Source organism: Bradyrhizobium sp. LeoA1Lang, assembly GCF_055413685.1.
This window is the reverse complement of record NZ_JBVAPG010000191.1, coordinates 1-13890: the sequence shown is the minus strand read 5'-3', so window position 1 is coordinate 13890 and position 13890 is coordinate 1. Positions and strand designations below refer to the sequence as shown.

The following is a 13890-nucleotide window of genomic DNA, read 5'->3' as shown; positions in this document are numbered from 1 at the left end:
CCAGCCGGTGTGATATCTCTCGTCATGGCGTTGCTCTCCTTTGTGGAATCAGCACCCCGAGCCTACCGGCTCAAGGTGGGCAACGCCGACCTCTTCAGTAATTCAACAGAACCCGGGACATCCCCCTGCCAAGATTGCCTTGACCATGCCGGTGCCCTTCGGCGCTATCGTTCCCAAGTTTGCAGGCTTAGCGATGTACGGAGCTTGTCCAAGCTCTGCTGGGCGCTGGAGAGATACAACGTTCCAGCCTCGAGCGAGTTTTCGACCTCAAGGCTTAGTGGAGCGATATTGAAGTCGGCACGATTGATTATCGAAATCACCAATGAGGCTGCCGATGCGCCGAGCGGTCGTATTTGGATGTCGATTGCGGGCTCCTTATCTCTCAGCTCGCGTTCTTCTTTTGCGGCGTTGAGGTCGTAGGACATCTTCGTATAGATCAGGCTGCCACCCGAAAGGAGAATAGCAATAGTCGACACGACTGCGGCGTAGTGAGCGAGTGTGAGTTGTCGCCAAGTCATCTATTTTTTGGCACTTTCTTTCTCGGGGCGCTCGCCGGATGCATAGTCAGTCGCGCTCCCCATCAACGAACGGTGACGGCGATGCTGCATGATGAGCATGCGCAAAAGCTAAGAGTCGACCCTCAACGGAATCCAGCGACAGTTTTAGAACAGCACTTGTCCCAAGCGCGCACTTCATCGCATGAATGAAGCCATCCCCTCCCTTTGACTGAAAGGTGGCGATACCGCTCTTGTGGTCGATGGTCGAAAACATGCCGCGATGTCCGAAGGAATTTGGATGACAAAATTCCGATAGGCCGTCGTAATGACTTCGGTAACCCGGCAGAAGATGTTTGTCGATCGCATCGATAGAATTTAGAATTTGCCGGGCTTTCAGTTCTGGATTGTCTTCCAGCAACTGCTCGTCCCTAGTGCCGAAGAGAGCCTTCGTAACTAACCCGTCGACGGCCGCAAATTCCGACGCGGCAGCATGCTTCTCAAACGCTTTGGAAAATTCCCAGAAGAACGCCGCGGTCTCGACCATTGCCCGGCCGTTGAGGACGGCGCTCAAGAAAATCGAATCGTTCCACGACAAGGCCGGCGCCTTCAGCCAGGGAGATAAACCGGTGCGTCACCGCGTTTGAAAGCATCGCAACCTTCCACGCGATTTTTGATCGCCGGTATGGTTCTTCAATAATGTCGATGACGGCCAACCGGCGCTTAGCGAGCTGCTCGAGTCCAAAGTTCAGCTCGCCGATTTCGTCGCGGTGGGCACTCTCAACCATGGTGGAGTCGTCGACGAGGATCACTTCCAGCTCCCTGTCAGGAACGCCAATGCCGCGTCAGGATGTAGCTTGAGCTGGGATACCGTCGGCGTTGGAGTGGTGATCATTGACTTGCTAGGGCTGTTGATAGGGCAGCAGATCACTTAGGCGGAAAAATGCGATATAATTCAACGCTATACGCAGAGGAGATGGCGGAAGGGGTGGGATTCGAACCCACGGTACCCTTGCGGGCACGCCGGTTTTCAAGACCGGTGCCTTAAACCACTCGGCCACCCTTCCAAGCGTTGAAATCTATAGACTTTCTCGCATTGCGCGCAGAACGTACCGTGGACGTACTACCGATTTACTACCCTTTGTCGTCGCGATTGTTTATGGCGGCTCGCAACGCCCCGTCAACCGCTGATGCGGCCTCGCTTTGCATATTCGGCATCAGGTGGCTGTAGATGTCCATGGTGATCGCGATCGACGAGTGTCCAAGCCGCTCTTGGACGACTTTCGGGTGAACCCTGGCGGCCAGCATGTGGCTGGCGGCCTAGCTGAGTTCGAACGAGCGTTTGGAATTGGCGCACTGTCGGCGCTCCTATTCAATGGTGATGCGGAAAGGAAAAAGGCCGGCGAGGAGCTCGCCGGCCGGTTAGCTAGGCGGCGGGTTTCGCCGCCTCTTCGATTGCTGCGATAAACTGGCGATCGGGCCGTCGCCTTCGTCAAAGACGAAGCCGCGATGAGCAGCAATGGTGGACGATGATCGCCGGTATAGTGATGATGCTTTACAAGGTCGCTATACCGCTCTAATCACCGCCACTGCAACTTCTTGCGTATTGCCTTCCTCTTCTGCTCTGCCTTCAGCACCCGGTCCAGTTGCTCTGCCTGCCGCACAACCTATGAGATGGCGCCGTCGTCGGTACGGGCAAGCCGTAATCCATAAACAATCTGATCATCATTTAATGGTGTTGGTCGCCCCGCCTCATATTGGAACATCGCCTTTCCGAAGGCTAAGAGCGTCGCATCGTCATCGAGCGGAATCTTGTGTCCCTCTTCAAAACCGGTTTTCCGCTCCACAAATCTTATATAGTTTGAGTAATCTTGGCCCCCTCCATAGCGATTTATGATCCCGCCGACTGTCGTGACGCCACTTGCAGCATATCGCCGTAGCAATTCCCACCAGACAGCAACGCCATACTCAGGCGCCTCAAAAATCGTCGTCTTGTTACCTGGGGTCGTTTCAACCGTGTCCACGTATCCAGGAGAGCGCTCTTCCCAGGTTGCTCCATTAATCGCCCCTGGGTTATTACACCGGATCGGCACTGGCTTGGTCCGATCAAATGGATTCGACGAGAAAAATCCGTCCGGAACCAGGCTGCGGTAATTAGGAGCCCTCTTTTCGCCGATTTCGTCCTTCTTTTTTGAAACAGTCTTTTTACGTGACGGTGTACCATCGTCTTCAAAAGGTTCTCGAAGTTGGTTTGTGTCTTCGTCATCCCATGGATAGAAGTCCTCATCGCCGATACCGACGATCGTAAGTCTCTCGTCCCTTTGATCTTCGTCAGGCGCTCTTAGGAAATATTCTGTGGCTGTTCTGCCGCGGCCGCTAGCATAACGTGTGTGGGGCTTAGGAGCTTGGTTGTCTGCGATAACCATTTTGTCAGAGTCAACACGCTCGACCACTAGGTAAACGTGATCTGCGCCGGCTGGTGATGTATTGTCGAATGTGACGCCGACATCACCTGCCCGTTGCTCTCCAACTCGAATGCGTTTCCAATGACGGCTGCCTCTGTCATTGCCGCCCAGTCGCATCGCGAGTTTGCCCGCACCCAATGTCATTGGAACGTCAATACCGGATTCATCGAGAAAAGCGCTTAGTGTTGCGGCACAAGCGTTGTGCATTGTGTATCCCAAACCTGCCTTCTCCATCGCCTTAGCGGCGATGTCTTGTACTCTCTCTATACTTTTAGTCTTGCTGCCCAATTCGATCAGCTCGTCAATATGATCTTTGTCCATTTATTCCTCCCGATTTATTGCAGTAATATATCATTTATCTGAGGGTTGCGTACAGTATACTTTACAACTGAACACAGGTCGAAAAACCGGGATCATCCCGCGTTCCGTCGCGTGCAGGACCAGTTCTAAGCCTCGCCGGATCACATGCGCAGCGGCAGCGCCAGTTGGACGCCGTTCGGCCGGCCGGAATGGCTCTCAATGAACTCCCGCAGCACCTCGGAGATCTCGCGGCCCTCAGGGTTTGGCTCTGGCGCGTATTCAGCGAAGCTGTTGAACGGAACTCCGCCGGCGGTCGCTTTCCTGCCTTCGCGCATTTCACGCAGCGCAGCCGGCTGGCAAGGTCGTGGATGGCCGTGGTCGCCGCGTGGGGCAGGGCGGGGTCGACGCTACGGGGCGTCTTGCAGCGCGAGCACCTGATCTCGAGCCAAGCGTAGCCGCCGTTGATGGCCTAGTCGACCGTCGGCGACGGGTGCAAGCCGCTCGCCATCCTTGTGGGCCACACCGAAGTGCTTACAAGCGCGGTGTTCGCGCCCGACGGCGGCCGCATCCTGACCGCATCGAGTGATAACACCGCGCGGCTGTGGGATCGCGACGGCAAGTCGCGCGCCATCCTCAAGGGCCATACCGACTGGATCACGAGCGCGGTATTCGCGCCCGACGACGGCCGCATCCTAACCAGTTCCGACGACAAAACCGCGCGGCTGTGGGAGGCATTACCAGAAGTTCAGACTTTGGTTGATCGCGTCAAGGGCTGAGGTGCCGCGCTGCCTCACCCCGCAACAGCGCCAACACTTCTTTCTCGAACCAGCGCCAACGAGCTGGTGCGCGGCTATGCGTAAGTGGCCCTACGATGGCGCGACGCCGTGATCCATCTCAAGTTCGCCAAGCTCCGTACTACCGCATTTACTACCCAACTGCGTGGTACGGGCTGCGATGGGATGGCATCCGAGGAGATGCTGGGATCAAAATTCGACAGATGTTTCAGGCTCAAAAGGGATCAGACGCCCGCTGGCCCTTGCGAGATATCGATCACATGGCGCTCGGTGCCAACGGTGATGACGATGGTGTAGGTCTTCGCTGTGCCGCCCTGATCGGTCGGTGGCGCCAAGTGCAGCTGGCCGCCGTACCATTCACCGGACATCAGAGTATTGTCCTTGATGACGGCTTGTTCCAGCGCAGCCATATTGCGCTGGCCAGTTTCGATCGTGGCTTCGATCATCGCCTCGTTCTGTGCCGCAGCGTTGCCCTGGGCGATCGCTGCAGCGGTCGGACTGTAGAAAGTGCCGGTGCGACCGGAACGCGTCGTATAGTGACCATAGCCAGCCTGTGAGGCGCTATACGAATTACCGGCGGCAGCAAGACCGGTGAAGATAGCGGCCGCTACTTGGCGGTTCTTCTCCTCCTGGACCAGCATCTCGTAGGTGACGACCTGCATGCCGAAATCCTGTCCGCCAACATGCTGAACGGCGTCGACCTGGGCCACGCGGAAGTCGACCGGCTGGCGCCCGAGATTGTTGATGCCGACCACGAATACAGGTCGCCCGTTGGCCTGAAGCTGCCGTGCCGCCGGACGGACCAGCACCAGCGAATTCTTCTGCCGCGACACGAGCGCGGGCTGACCATCGCGCATCAAGGCCTGCTGCTGCGGGTTCGACGTCTTGAACGAAACCGTTTCGCCAGCCGAGACACAACCCGCCAGCGTGGCGCACAGCGCCACAATCGACAACTTACGCATTGGAATTCCCCCAAACCTGCCATACCCAAAGCCCAATCGGCGCGCGAGATCAAGAGAGCGAAGGTCTTTATGGCGTGGAGGAATGCGTGGAAGCCCCGCTAAGGGGCTTGGCAGCTCGTCTCTGGCCGGGAGCCAAAGATCAAGGACGGTCTGGCGACTGCCATTAGCACCGCGCAGGGAAGGCGAGATCAAAAAAACTGTGCGAAAACTGCAATCCCAAGGCCGCGCTCCTCGAAACGAGAGCGCAGCACGATCAGCCCGGAATGCCCCGGGGAGGCGTGGCCTTAGCCTAGCTCAGCGCGAAGGCCAGCAGGCTTGAGCACAGCAGCACGAAGCTTGCTGCTGTGAGGGTCAGGAATCCGTCGGAGACCAAGTCGTGTTTGCGCATGATGCACCTGCTACACTCCGATGCTCGTCCGAATCTATTAAAGCTTTACGAACTTACCTTTCGGGAAAGAGGTGATGCGTCTTTCCATTTCGCGTTGGGCTTTACGCCCGGGTGCGAAAACCCTCATAGGCATGGGCCAGAAAGATCCCCGCGCTCACCAGGCCCATCACCGCCGTAACCGTCTCGATCATTTCAGAACTTCCTTTGCGCCCCCTGCGCACGAGGGAGAGAACGACTGCGGCCTTGCACAGTCAAAAGAATCCTGCGGGCAACGCTGCGATCTGCCGTGAAGTGATGATTTGCTGCAACAGATGTGTGAAAGCGGGACAGCTTTCGCCCGTAGAATGCCGGGGAGGGCGCAACTGAGAATTTACCATGGTACGGCTCTCCCCATTTCCGCCGCGTTCCGGTTGCGATATCCTCACGTTTTGATGCGGAAGGTGGGCCGCATCTTGGGGATCAGTGACGCGAAGGGCCTCGCAAGTGGGTACGCGTCCGGTAGCGTGGTAGTTGGGGTCGATGGGGAAGCGGCAATATCCGATTCGAGCGATGGCGCGGAGTGCGGCTGCGGTCGCGACCTGTCTTGTGCTCGCCAACTGCGCCTCCTCGAACAAGTTCGCGAGCCGCGTCGATCCGAAATACGGCGTTTCCGCAAGCCCGCGCGTGGTCGCCTTCGGCGAACCAGTACCGAAGGGTGGCGGCACCTACCGGATCGGCAAGCCCTACACGGTGGCCGGGCGCATGTATGTGCCCGAGGAAGACGCCAACTACCGCGCCGAGGGGCTCGCCTCCTGGTATGGCAATGATTTCCACGGCCGGCTGACCGCCAATGGCGAAGTGTTCGACATGGCCTCGCTGACCGCCGCACACCCGACACTGCCCATGCCCTGCTATGCGCGGGTGACGAATTTGCGGAACGGCAAGTCGCTGATCGTGCGCGTCAACGACCGCGGCCCGTATCACGGCAACCGCCTCATCGACGTTTCGAACAAAGCCGCCGAACTGCTTGAGTTCAAAGGCAATGGCATCGCCCGCGTCCGCGTCGAATATGTCGGGCGGGCGCCGCTGGAGGGCTCCGACGACCGCCAGTTGATGGCGACACTGCGGACGGGCGCGCCAGCGCCATCGCCGTCCGCGGTCCGGATCGCCTCGGCCAGGCCGTTCGTGCCTGACATGTCGTCCTCGGCCGGCCACATCCGCGGCGAAGTTCCGCTGCCGGAGGGACGGCCCTATTCGCTGGGCAATACGTCGGCCGATTACGCCTCGACCAATGCGACCTCGGAGATGTCCGCCTCCAGCCGTGGGCGCGGGCGGGGCACCGGGAATCTGCGGCAGGTGTCGTATGACGCCAATGGCCGCTATGAAACCGATGCCAGCTCGGCCTATGTCCCGATCGATCCGCGCGGTCCGGCGGAAGTGCTGAGCGGCCGCGGGCTGTACTAAAATCAACGGCTTCACGCGCTTATCTTAAGAAAGCTGATCAGCGCCGGCTGCAGCTTCGAGCCCTTCAGGCGTACGCGTTTCCGCCGTCTTTGCCGGATTTGCTTCAAGGAACCGGCGCGGCTTGCGCGATAGGATCATTTTCACTGCGGAAGAGGCGCGCCGGCTTCGGCCTTGCGGCCAAAACCTCAGTTGTTTGCGGTACTTCCAACTGGTAGAAGGCCCCCGTTTCAGGACATCGCCGATGATCGCTGCTTCTCGATCCGCTTTCCCGGCGCGCCGGCCCTGGTGTTCACCTTGGCGCGCGCTGACGGCGGCTGCGGTCGCGCTTGCGATCGGCTTTGGCACCGCGGTCTATGCCGCCAACAACAGCGTGCAGGGCGCCAAGAAGGAGGAGGGCGGCTTTGACGGCGACGCGCCGACCGCGATCCTGATCGAGGCGTCCTCAGGCAGCGTGCTGTTCGAGAAGAACGCCGACGAGCTCCGCGCCCCCTCGAGCATGATGAAGCTGATGACGGCGGAAGTCGTCTTCAACGCCCTCAAGAAGGGCGACATCAAGCTGACCGACGAATACCGGATCAGCGAGTACGCCTGGCGACGGGGCGGGGCGCCCTCCGGCAGCTCGACGATGTTCGCCGCCATCCATAGCAAGGTGTCGGTCGACGACCTCCTGCACGGGGCGATCATCCAGAGTGGCAACGATTCCTGCATCGCGCTTGCCGAAGGCATCGCCGGCAGCGAGGGCGAGTTCGCGGCCAACGTCATGACCAAGCGCGCCCGGGAGCTGGGGCTGATCAAATCGACCTTCGCCAATTCCAACGGCCTGCCCGACCCCGGCAACAAGATGACCGTCCGCGAGCTGGCGAAGCTCGCGCGCTACATCATCCTGACCTATCCCGACATGTACAAACTGTTCGGCGAGAAGGAATTCACCTGGAACAAGATCCGCCAGCTCAACCGCAATCCGCTGCTGAACTCGCTGAACGGCGCCGATGGCCTCAAGACCGGCTACACCAAGGAGGGCGGCTACGGCATGGTCGGCTCGGCCGTGCAGAACGACACGCGGCTGATCGTGGTGGTCAACGGGCTGGAGGACGCCGATGACCGTGCGAGCGAGGCCAAGAAGATGCTGGAATGGGGCTTCCGCAGCTTCGAGACCCGCACGCTGATCGCCGCCAACCAGACCATCGGTTACGCCCGGGTGTTCGGCGGGGAAAGCCGCTCGGTGAAGCTGACGAGCCCCGAACCGATCAAGGTGATGGTGTCGAAGAACGGCAATGAGAAGCTGCTTGCGCGCGTGGTCTATAACGGCCCGGTGCGGGCGCCGATCCAGGCCGGGCAACAGATCGGCGTCGTCAGGGTCTGGCGGAGCGGCAATCTTGCCGTGGAAACGCCGGTCTACGCGGCGGACGCGATCGGCACGGGATCGACTGTGCGCCGGGCGCTCGACGGCGCCCAGGAGCTGGTCATCGGCATGTTCCGCGCGGGCGTCGAGAAGCTCTGACATGGCAAAGGCTAAGGTCAAGCGATCATCCTTGCGCGGGCGCTTCATCACGTTCGAAGGCGGCGAGGGGTCCGGAAAATCCACCCAGATTAAGCGGCTCGCCGAACGGCTGAACGGGGCCAAGCTGCGCACTATCGTCACCCGCGAGCCAGGCGGCTCGCCGGGCGCCGAGATCATCCGCCATCTGCTGCTGTCGGGCATGGGCAAGCTGCTCGGGCCCGACGCCGAGACGCTGCTGTTCGCGGCCGCACGCGACGACCATGTCCGCACCGTGATCCTGCCGGCGCTGAACCAGGGCATCTGGGTGCTCTGCGACCGCTTCTTCGATTCGACGCGGGTCTATCAGGGCCGGCTAGGGCAGGTGCCGCCCGGCCTCGTCAGCGCCATGCAGCGCGTCACCATCGGCGACCTCAAGCCGGACCTCACCTTCATCCTCGACGTGCCCGTGGAAGTCGGCCTGAAGCGGGCGGCGGCGCGCCGCGGCAATGCGGCACCCGATCGCTTCGAGTCCGAGGACGTCCAGTTCCATCAGGATTTGCGCGAGGCCTACAAGCAGCTTGCGGTCGAAGATCCTCAGCGCTGCGTGCTGATCGATGCCGATGCCGACGCCGATGCGGTCGCCGAGCGCATCTGGAATGTGCTGCGCGAGCATCTCCTCACGGCATTTCCGGCGGCGAGCCACGCATGAGCGCGCGCAAGGTCGAGCAGGAACTCGCGGTTCGGCATCCGCGCGAGACGCCCGATTTCTTCGGGCATCGCGAGGCGGAGACAGCGCTGCTCGCGGCCTATCGCTCGGGCCGCATTCCGCACGCCTGGCTGATCGGCGGCGCGGCGGGCATCGGCAAGGCGACGCTGGCCTATCGCATGGCGCGCTTCGTGCTGGCGCACCGCCATCCGCTCGCGCCTTCCGTGCAGCAGGCGGAGACGCTGGCGGTCGATCCGCACGAACCGGTGGCAAGGCAGGTCGCGGCGGGCGCCCATGGCGGGCTGTTGGTGCTGGAGCGCGGGCTCAACGACCGCGGCGTGCTGCGGACGGTGATCACGGTCGATGAGACGCGCGAAACCATCTCGTTCTTCGGCTCGACGGCGGCGGTCGAGGGCTGGCGCGTCTGCATCGTCGACACGGTCGACGAGCTCAATCCGAATGCCGCCAATGCGCTCCTGAAGATTCTCGAGGAGCCGCCGCAGCAATCGCTGTTCCTGCTGGTCACCCACGCGCCGTCGCGGGTGCTGCCGACGATCCTGTCCCGCTGCCGCAAATTGCTGCTCAGGCCGCTTGATACCGACGACGTGATCCGCGCCGCTTCCGCGGCCACCGAAATGGCACCCGACGATCCGGCGCTGCTCGAGGCCGCCGCGGCGGCGGAGGGCAGCGTGGCGCGGGCGCTGAACCTGCTTGGCGGCGACGCGCTGAAGCTGCAGCAGAAGACCGCAGCCCTGCTTGCGACATTGCCGCAGGTCGATCCGCGTGAACTGCATGCGCTCGGTGATGCGCTCGGCCTCAGCGATCGCGTGGCGCTCGCGGCTTTTATCGAGGGCGTCGAACGCTGGATCAGCGACAAGCTGCGCACGGGCGATCCCAACGCCAATCTGCCGCGCCTTGCACGGCTGGCGGAGGTATGGGAAAAGATCGTCCTCGCCGCGCGCGATACCGAAGCATACAATCTGGAACGCAAACCGCTGGTATTCTCGGTGTTTTCGATGCTCGCGGAAGCCGTGCGGTAATCCGCCGTTTCACCAATCCCGATCATTTTCGCTTGAACTGCACCTTGAGGAATTCGTTGTGGCCCGGAAAGCTTCGAAGAAGAAAAAGACGAAGAAGGCAGCACGCCGCGCCGCCGAGGCCGCGGTGAAGACGCGCGCGAAGAAGAAGGCCCCTGCGAAGAAGGCGAAAAAGACGACCAAGAAGGCCGTGAAGAAGGCTGCCAAGAAGAAAGCTGCCACGCAGAAAACGGCTGTCAAGAAAGCCGCGGGCAAGAAGGCAATTGCCAAGAAAGCAACGACCAAGAAAGCGGCTGCCAAGACCAAGAAGCCCGCGAAAAAATCCGCAAAGACCGCGAAGAAGGCTGCGCCGGAAAAGCCGATTTCTCCTCCGCAGCAGGCCAGCACACCCGCGCCCGCGCCGGTGGTGAAGAAGGTGCCGAAGCCAAAGCCGAAGCCGGCGCAAGCCGCTCCCGCCGCTAACCTCGCGCCTGCACCGACCGCTCGGGGCAACCTGTTCTACATCACGACTGCGATCGCCTATCCGAACGGTCAGCCGCATATCGGCCATGCCTACGAGGCGATCGCGACGGATGCGCTGGCGCGCTTCCAGCGGCTCGACGGAAAGGACGTGTTCTTCCTGACCGGCACCGACGAGCACGGCCAGAAGATGATCCAGACCGCGCAAAGCGAGGGACTGACCCCGGCCGAGCTCGCCACCCGCAACGCCGCCCGCTTCAAGGAGATGGACGAGCGGCTGAACGTCTCGTTCGACCGCTTCATCCGCACCTCCGAACCGGCACATCACCGCTCGGTGCAGTCGATCTGGAATCGCATGCAGCAAAATGGCGATATCTATATCGACACCTATGCCGGCTGGTATTCGGTGCGCGACGAGGCCTATTACGCCGAGGACGAGACCGTCGTCGGCGAGGACAATGTCCGCCGCGGCCCACAGGGCACGCCGGTCGAGTGGGTCGAGGAGAAGAGCTACTTCTTCAAGCTGTCGGCGTACCAGGACAGGCTGCTTCATCTCTACGAAAGCCAGCCCGATTTCATCGGGCCTGACTCGCGCCGCAATGAAGTCATGAGCTTCGTCAGGAGCGGGCTGAGGGATCTTTCGATCTCGCGCACCACCTTCGACTGGGGTGTCAAGGTGCCCAACGATCCCGAGCACGTGATGTACGTCTGGGTCGACGCGCTCACCAACTACATCACCGGTGTCGGCTTTCCCGACGAGGCCGATCCGAACTGGCGCTACTGGCCGGCGGACGTGCACATCATCGGCAAGGACATCATCCGCTTCCACGCGGTGTATTGGCCCGCTTTCCTGATGTCGGCCGGCGTCCCCGTCCAGAAGCGCGTCTATGCCCACGGCTTCCTGTTCAGCAGGGGAGAGAAGATGTCGAAGTCGGTCGGCAATGTCGTCGATCCCTTCGACTTCGCCGACCAATACGGCGTCGACCAGCTTCGCTACTTCTTCCTGCGCGAGGTACCGTTCGGACAGGACGGCAACTACAGCCACGAGGCCATCGTCGCGCGCATCAATGCCGACCTCGCCAACGATCTCGGCAATTTGGCGCAGCGTTCGCTGTCGATGATCGCCAAGCAGCTCGGCGGCGTGCTGCCGGAGCCCGGCGAGTTCTCCGATAACGACAAGGCGATCCTGGCGCAGGCAGATAACATGCTGGAGGCGTCGCGAAACGCGATGGCGACCCAGCAGATCCATCAATGGCTGAACGCGGTGTGGGCCGTGGTGGCCGAAGCCAACCGCTATTTTGCGGGCGAAGCGCCGTGGGCGCTGGCCAAGACCGATCCTGCCAGGCAGAAGACGGTGTTGTATGTGACCGCGGAAGTCGTGCGCCAGATCGCGATCCTGACGCAGCCGGTGATGCCGGAAGCCTCGGCCAAGCTGCTCGACAGTCTGGGCGTCGCTGGGGATGATCAGAGGTCTCGCCAATTCGCTGCCTTCGGCGAGCGGCTTAGACCGGGCGTCCAATTGCCGCCGCCGGTCGGCGTGTTCCCGCGCTACGTCGAACCAAAGGCCGATTGAGCGGTTGGAAGAACATGCTGGTCGACAGCCATTGCCACCTGGATTTTCCGGATTTTGCCGAGGATCTCGACGCCATCGTCGCGCGGGCCGAGAGCGCGGGCGTGGGGCGCATGGTCACGATCTCGACCCGGGTTCGGCGGCTCGATGCGCTGCTTGCGATCGCCGAACGCTTTCCGAACGTCTACTGCTCGGTCGGTACGCATCCGCATGAGGCCGACCAGGAAGACGGCATTCCGCCGGCCGAACTGATTGAGCTGACCAGGCATCCGAAGGTCGTGGCGCTCGGCGAAGCCGGGCTCGACTACTTCTACCAGCACGGTTCGCGCGAGGCGCAGGAGCGCGGCTTTCGCGCACATATTGCGGCTGCGCGCTCGACCGGCCTGCCGCTCGTGATCCATACCCGCGAGGCGGACGAGGATTGCGGCCGCATCCTGGAAGACGAGGTGGCGAAGGGACCGTTCAAGGCGGTGCTGCATTGCTACACCGGCGGGCGTGAGCTCGCGATGAAAGCGATCTCGCTTGGTCTGTCGATCTCCTTCACGGGAATCCTGACCTTCAAGAAATCAGAGGCCTTGCGAGCGCTCGCGGCCGAACTGCCTGATGATCGCATCATGGTCGAGACCGACTCGCCGTATCTCGCGCCCGGCAAATTCCGCGGCAAACGCAACGAGCCTTCCTACGTGGTCGAGGTCGCCAAGGTCCTCGCCGAAACGCGCGGCGTTTCGCTGGAAGACATCTCGCGGCAGACCACCGAAAACTTCTTCCGGCTGTTCTCGAAAGTGCCGGCTCCGAAAGAGGCGGCATGACGATCACGTTGACGATTTTGGGCTGCGGCTCCTCCGCCGGCGTGCCGCGCCCGGCGCTCGGCTGGGGCGCCTGCGATCCGAACAATCCGAAGAACCGCCGCCGCCGCTGCTCGCTGCTGGTCGAGCGCAACGGCGCGCATGGCACGACGCGGATCGTGGTCGACACTTCGCCCGACCTGCGCGAGCAACTGATCGACGCCAATGTCGATCACATCGACGCGGTCTTTCTCACTCATGAGCACGCCGACCAGACCCATGGCATCGACGACCTGCGCTCGGTGGTGATGCATCAGCGCCGCCGCATTCCGGTCTACTTCAATCAGTCGACCGCCAAGGACATCATGGCGCGGTTCTCCTATTGCTTCATCTCGCCCGAGGGCAGCGACTATCCGCCGATCCTGACGCGTCACGGCATCGAGGCGGGCGAGAGCCATACAACCGAGGGGAAGGGCGGTCCGGTCAAGCTTTCCGCCTTCCTGGTCCAGCACGGCAGGATCCCCGCGCTCGGTTTTCGCGTTGGCGGCGCCGCTTACACACCAGATCTCCACGACATTCCCAAGGAAAGCTGGCCGGCGCTGGAGAACCTCGATCTCTGGATCGTCGACGGATTGCGCTATGTGACGCATTCCAGCCATTTCAGCGTGGCCGACGCGCTGTCATGGATCGACCGCTTCAAGCCGAAGCGTGCCGTCATCACCAACATGCACGCCGACCTCGACTATGAGGCGTTGCGGCAAAAGCTGCCCGCCGGCGTGGTGCCGGGGTACGACGGGATGCGGCTGGTGTTGGACAAGCTGCCGTAGGGTGGGGGGAGCCGAAGGGGGCCCCCCCCACAATCGGTGGGGGGGGGGTGGGGCGGCGGGGGGGTTTCCCCCCCAACACAAACCCCCGGCCCCCACAGGAAAAAACCCCAAAAACCAACAAAAAAGGAGAGGGGGGGGGGGGGGGAGAGGGTGGGGGGGGGGGGGTGTGGGGGGGTGGGG

The 13890-nt window shown here is 61.6% G+C and carries 15 protein-coding genes and 1 tRNA gene; 8 read left to right on the top strand and 8 right to left on the bottom strand.

What is annotated here, in order from left to right; all coding sequences use genetic code 11:
- Positions 1 to 164: 164 nt before the first annotated feature.
- The 7 genes from ACZYOF_RS37410 to ACZYOF_RS37380 all read right to left on the bottom strand — a co-directional run bounded on the left by ACZYOF_RS37410 (position 165) and on the right by ACZYOF_RS37380 (position 3594).
- Entirely contained in the window at positions 165 to 425 is a 261-nt protein-coding gene (locus ACZYOF_RS37410) for a hypothetical protein (protein WP_463718902.1), read from the bottom strand.
- 139 nt (positions 426 to 564) lie between these two features.
- On the bottom strand, positions 565 to 1041 hold the full coding sequence (locus tag ACZYOF_RS37405) for a hypothetical protein (RefSeq protein ID WP_463718901.1): 477 nt from the start codon (positions 1039 to 1041) through the stop codon (positions 565 to 567).
- Complete coding sequence (locus tag ACZYOF_RS37400) at positions 995 to 1306, bottom strand: forkhead box protein (protein ID WP_463718900.1); 312 nt, start codon at positions 1304 to 1306, stop codon at positions 995 to 997. Before ACZYOF_RS37400 ends, ACZYOF_RS37405 begins: the two co-directional genes overlap by 47 nt.
- Before the next feature lie 165 nt (positions 1307 to 1471).
- Positions 1472 to 1561 (bottom strand) — tRNA-Ser (locus ACZYOF_RS37395).
- Positions 1562 to 1628: 67 nt separating this feature from the next.
- The gene (locus ACZYOF_RS37390) at positions 1629 to 1802 is read right to left on the bottom strand and encodes a hypothetical protein (protein WP_165421234.1); all 174 of its coding nucleotides are present in this window, start codon (positions 1800 to 1802) and stop codon (positions 1629 to 1631) included.
- Positions 1803 to 2161: 359 nt separating this feature from the next.
- Positions 2162 to 3280 carry a hypothetical protein gene (locus ACZYOF_RS37385; protein ID WP_463718899.1) on the bottom strand — a complete coding sequence of 373 codons (1119 nt, stop codon included), beginning with the start codon at positions 3278 to 3280 and terminating at the stop codon, positions 2162 to 2164.
- 140 nt (positions 3281 to 3420) lie between these two features.
- Positions 3421 to 3594 (bottom strand): hypothetical protein, encoded by a 174-nt coding sequence (locus ACZYOF_RS37380; RefSeq protein ID WP_282526601.1) that lies wholly within the window; start codon positions 3592 to 3594, stop codon positions 3421 to 3423.
- A gap of 177 nt (positions 3595 to 3771) precedes the next feature.
- Here ACZYOF_RS37380 and ACZYOF_RS37375 point away from each other — a divergent pair, with 177 nt between their 5' ends.
- On the top strand, positions 3772 to 4035 hold the full coding sequence (locus tag ACZYOF_RS37375; RefSeq protein WP_463718898.1) for a WD40 repeat domain-containing protein: 264 nt from the start codon (positions 3772 to 3774) through the stop codon (positions 4033 to 4035).
- Positions 4036 to 4277: 242 nt separating this feature from the next.
- Here ACZYOF_RS37375 and ACZYOF_RS37370 read toward each other — a convergent pair whose 3' ends face one another.
- Positions 4278 to 5015, bottom strand: coding sequence for a hypothetical protein (locus tag ACZYOF_RS37370; protein WP_463718897.1), 738 nt, complete (start codon positions 5013 to 5015; stop codon positions 4278 to 4280).
- 937 nt (positions 5016 to 5952) lie between these two features.
- Between ACZYOF_RS37370 and ACZYOF_RS37365 the strand changes: the two genes are divergently transcribed.
- The 7 genes from ACZYOF_RS37365 (at position 5953) to ACZYOF_RS37335 (ending at position 13710) form a co-directional block, all read left to right on the top strand.
- Positions 5953 to 6846: a septal ring lytic transglycosylase RlpA family protein gene (locus tag ACZYOF_RS37365; RefSeq protein ID WP_463718896.1), complete on the top strand. Its 894-nt coding sequence runs from the start codon at positions 5953 to 5955 to the stop codon at positions 6844 to 6846.
- A 241-nt stretch (positions 6847 to 7087) separates the two neighbouring features.
- Entirely contained in the window at positions 7088 to 8347 is a 1260-nt protein-coding gene (locus ACZYOF_RS37360; protein WP_463718895.1) for a D-alanyl-D-alanine carboxypeptidase family protein, read from the top strand.
- Between the two features lies 1 nt (position 8348).
- Positions 8349 to 9035 (top strand): dTMP kinase, encoded by a 687-nt coding sequence (gene tmk / locus ACZYOF_RS37355; RefSeq protein ID WP_130580280.1) that lies wholly within the window; start codon positions 8349 to 8351, stop codon positions 9033 to 9035.
- The gene (locus tag ACZYOF_RS37350; RefSeq protein WP_282526516.1) at positions 9032 to 10072 is read left to right on the top strand and encodes a DNA polymerase III subunit delta'; all 1041 of its coding nucleotides are present in this window, start codon (positions 9032 to 9034) and stop codon (positions 10070 to 10072) included. The genes tmk and ACZYOF_RS37350 overlap by 4 nt, the downstream gene beginning before the upstream one ends.
- A 58-nt stretch (positions 10073 to 10130) precedes the next feature.
- Positions 10131 to 12101, top strand: a complete 1971-nt coding sequence (metG, locus tag ACZYOF_RS37345) for a methionine--tRNA ligase (protein ID WP_463718894.1) — start codon at positions 10131 to 10133, stop codon at positions 12099 to 12101.
- Between the two features lie 14 nt (positions 12102 to 12115).
- The gene (locus ACZYOF_RS37340; protein WP_394565438.1) at positions 12116 to 12907 is read left to right on the top strand and encodes a TatD family hydrolase; all 792 of its coding nucleotides are present in this window, start codon (positions 12116 to 12118) and stop codon (positions 12905 to 12907) included.
- Positions 12904 to 13710, top strand: a complete 807-nt coding sequence (locus tag ACZYOF_RS37335) for an MBL fold metallo-hydrolase (RefSeq protein ID WP_463718893.1) — start codon at positions 12904 to 12906, stop codon at positions 13708 to 13710. The genes ACZYOF_RS37340 and ACZYOF_RS37335 overlap by 4 nt, the downstream gene beginning before the upstream one ends.
- The last annotated feature ends 180 nt before the right edge of the window (positions 13711 to 13890 follow it).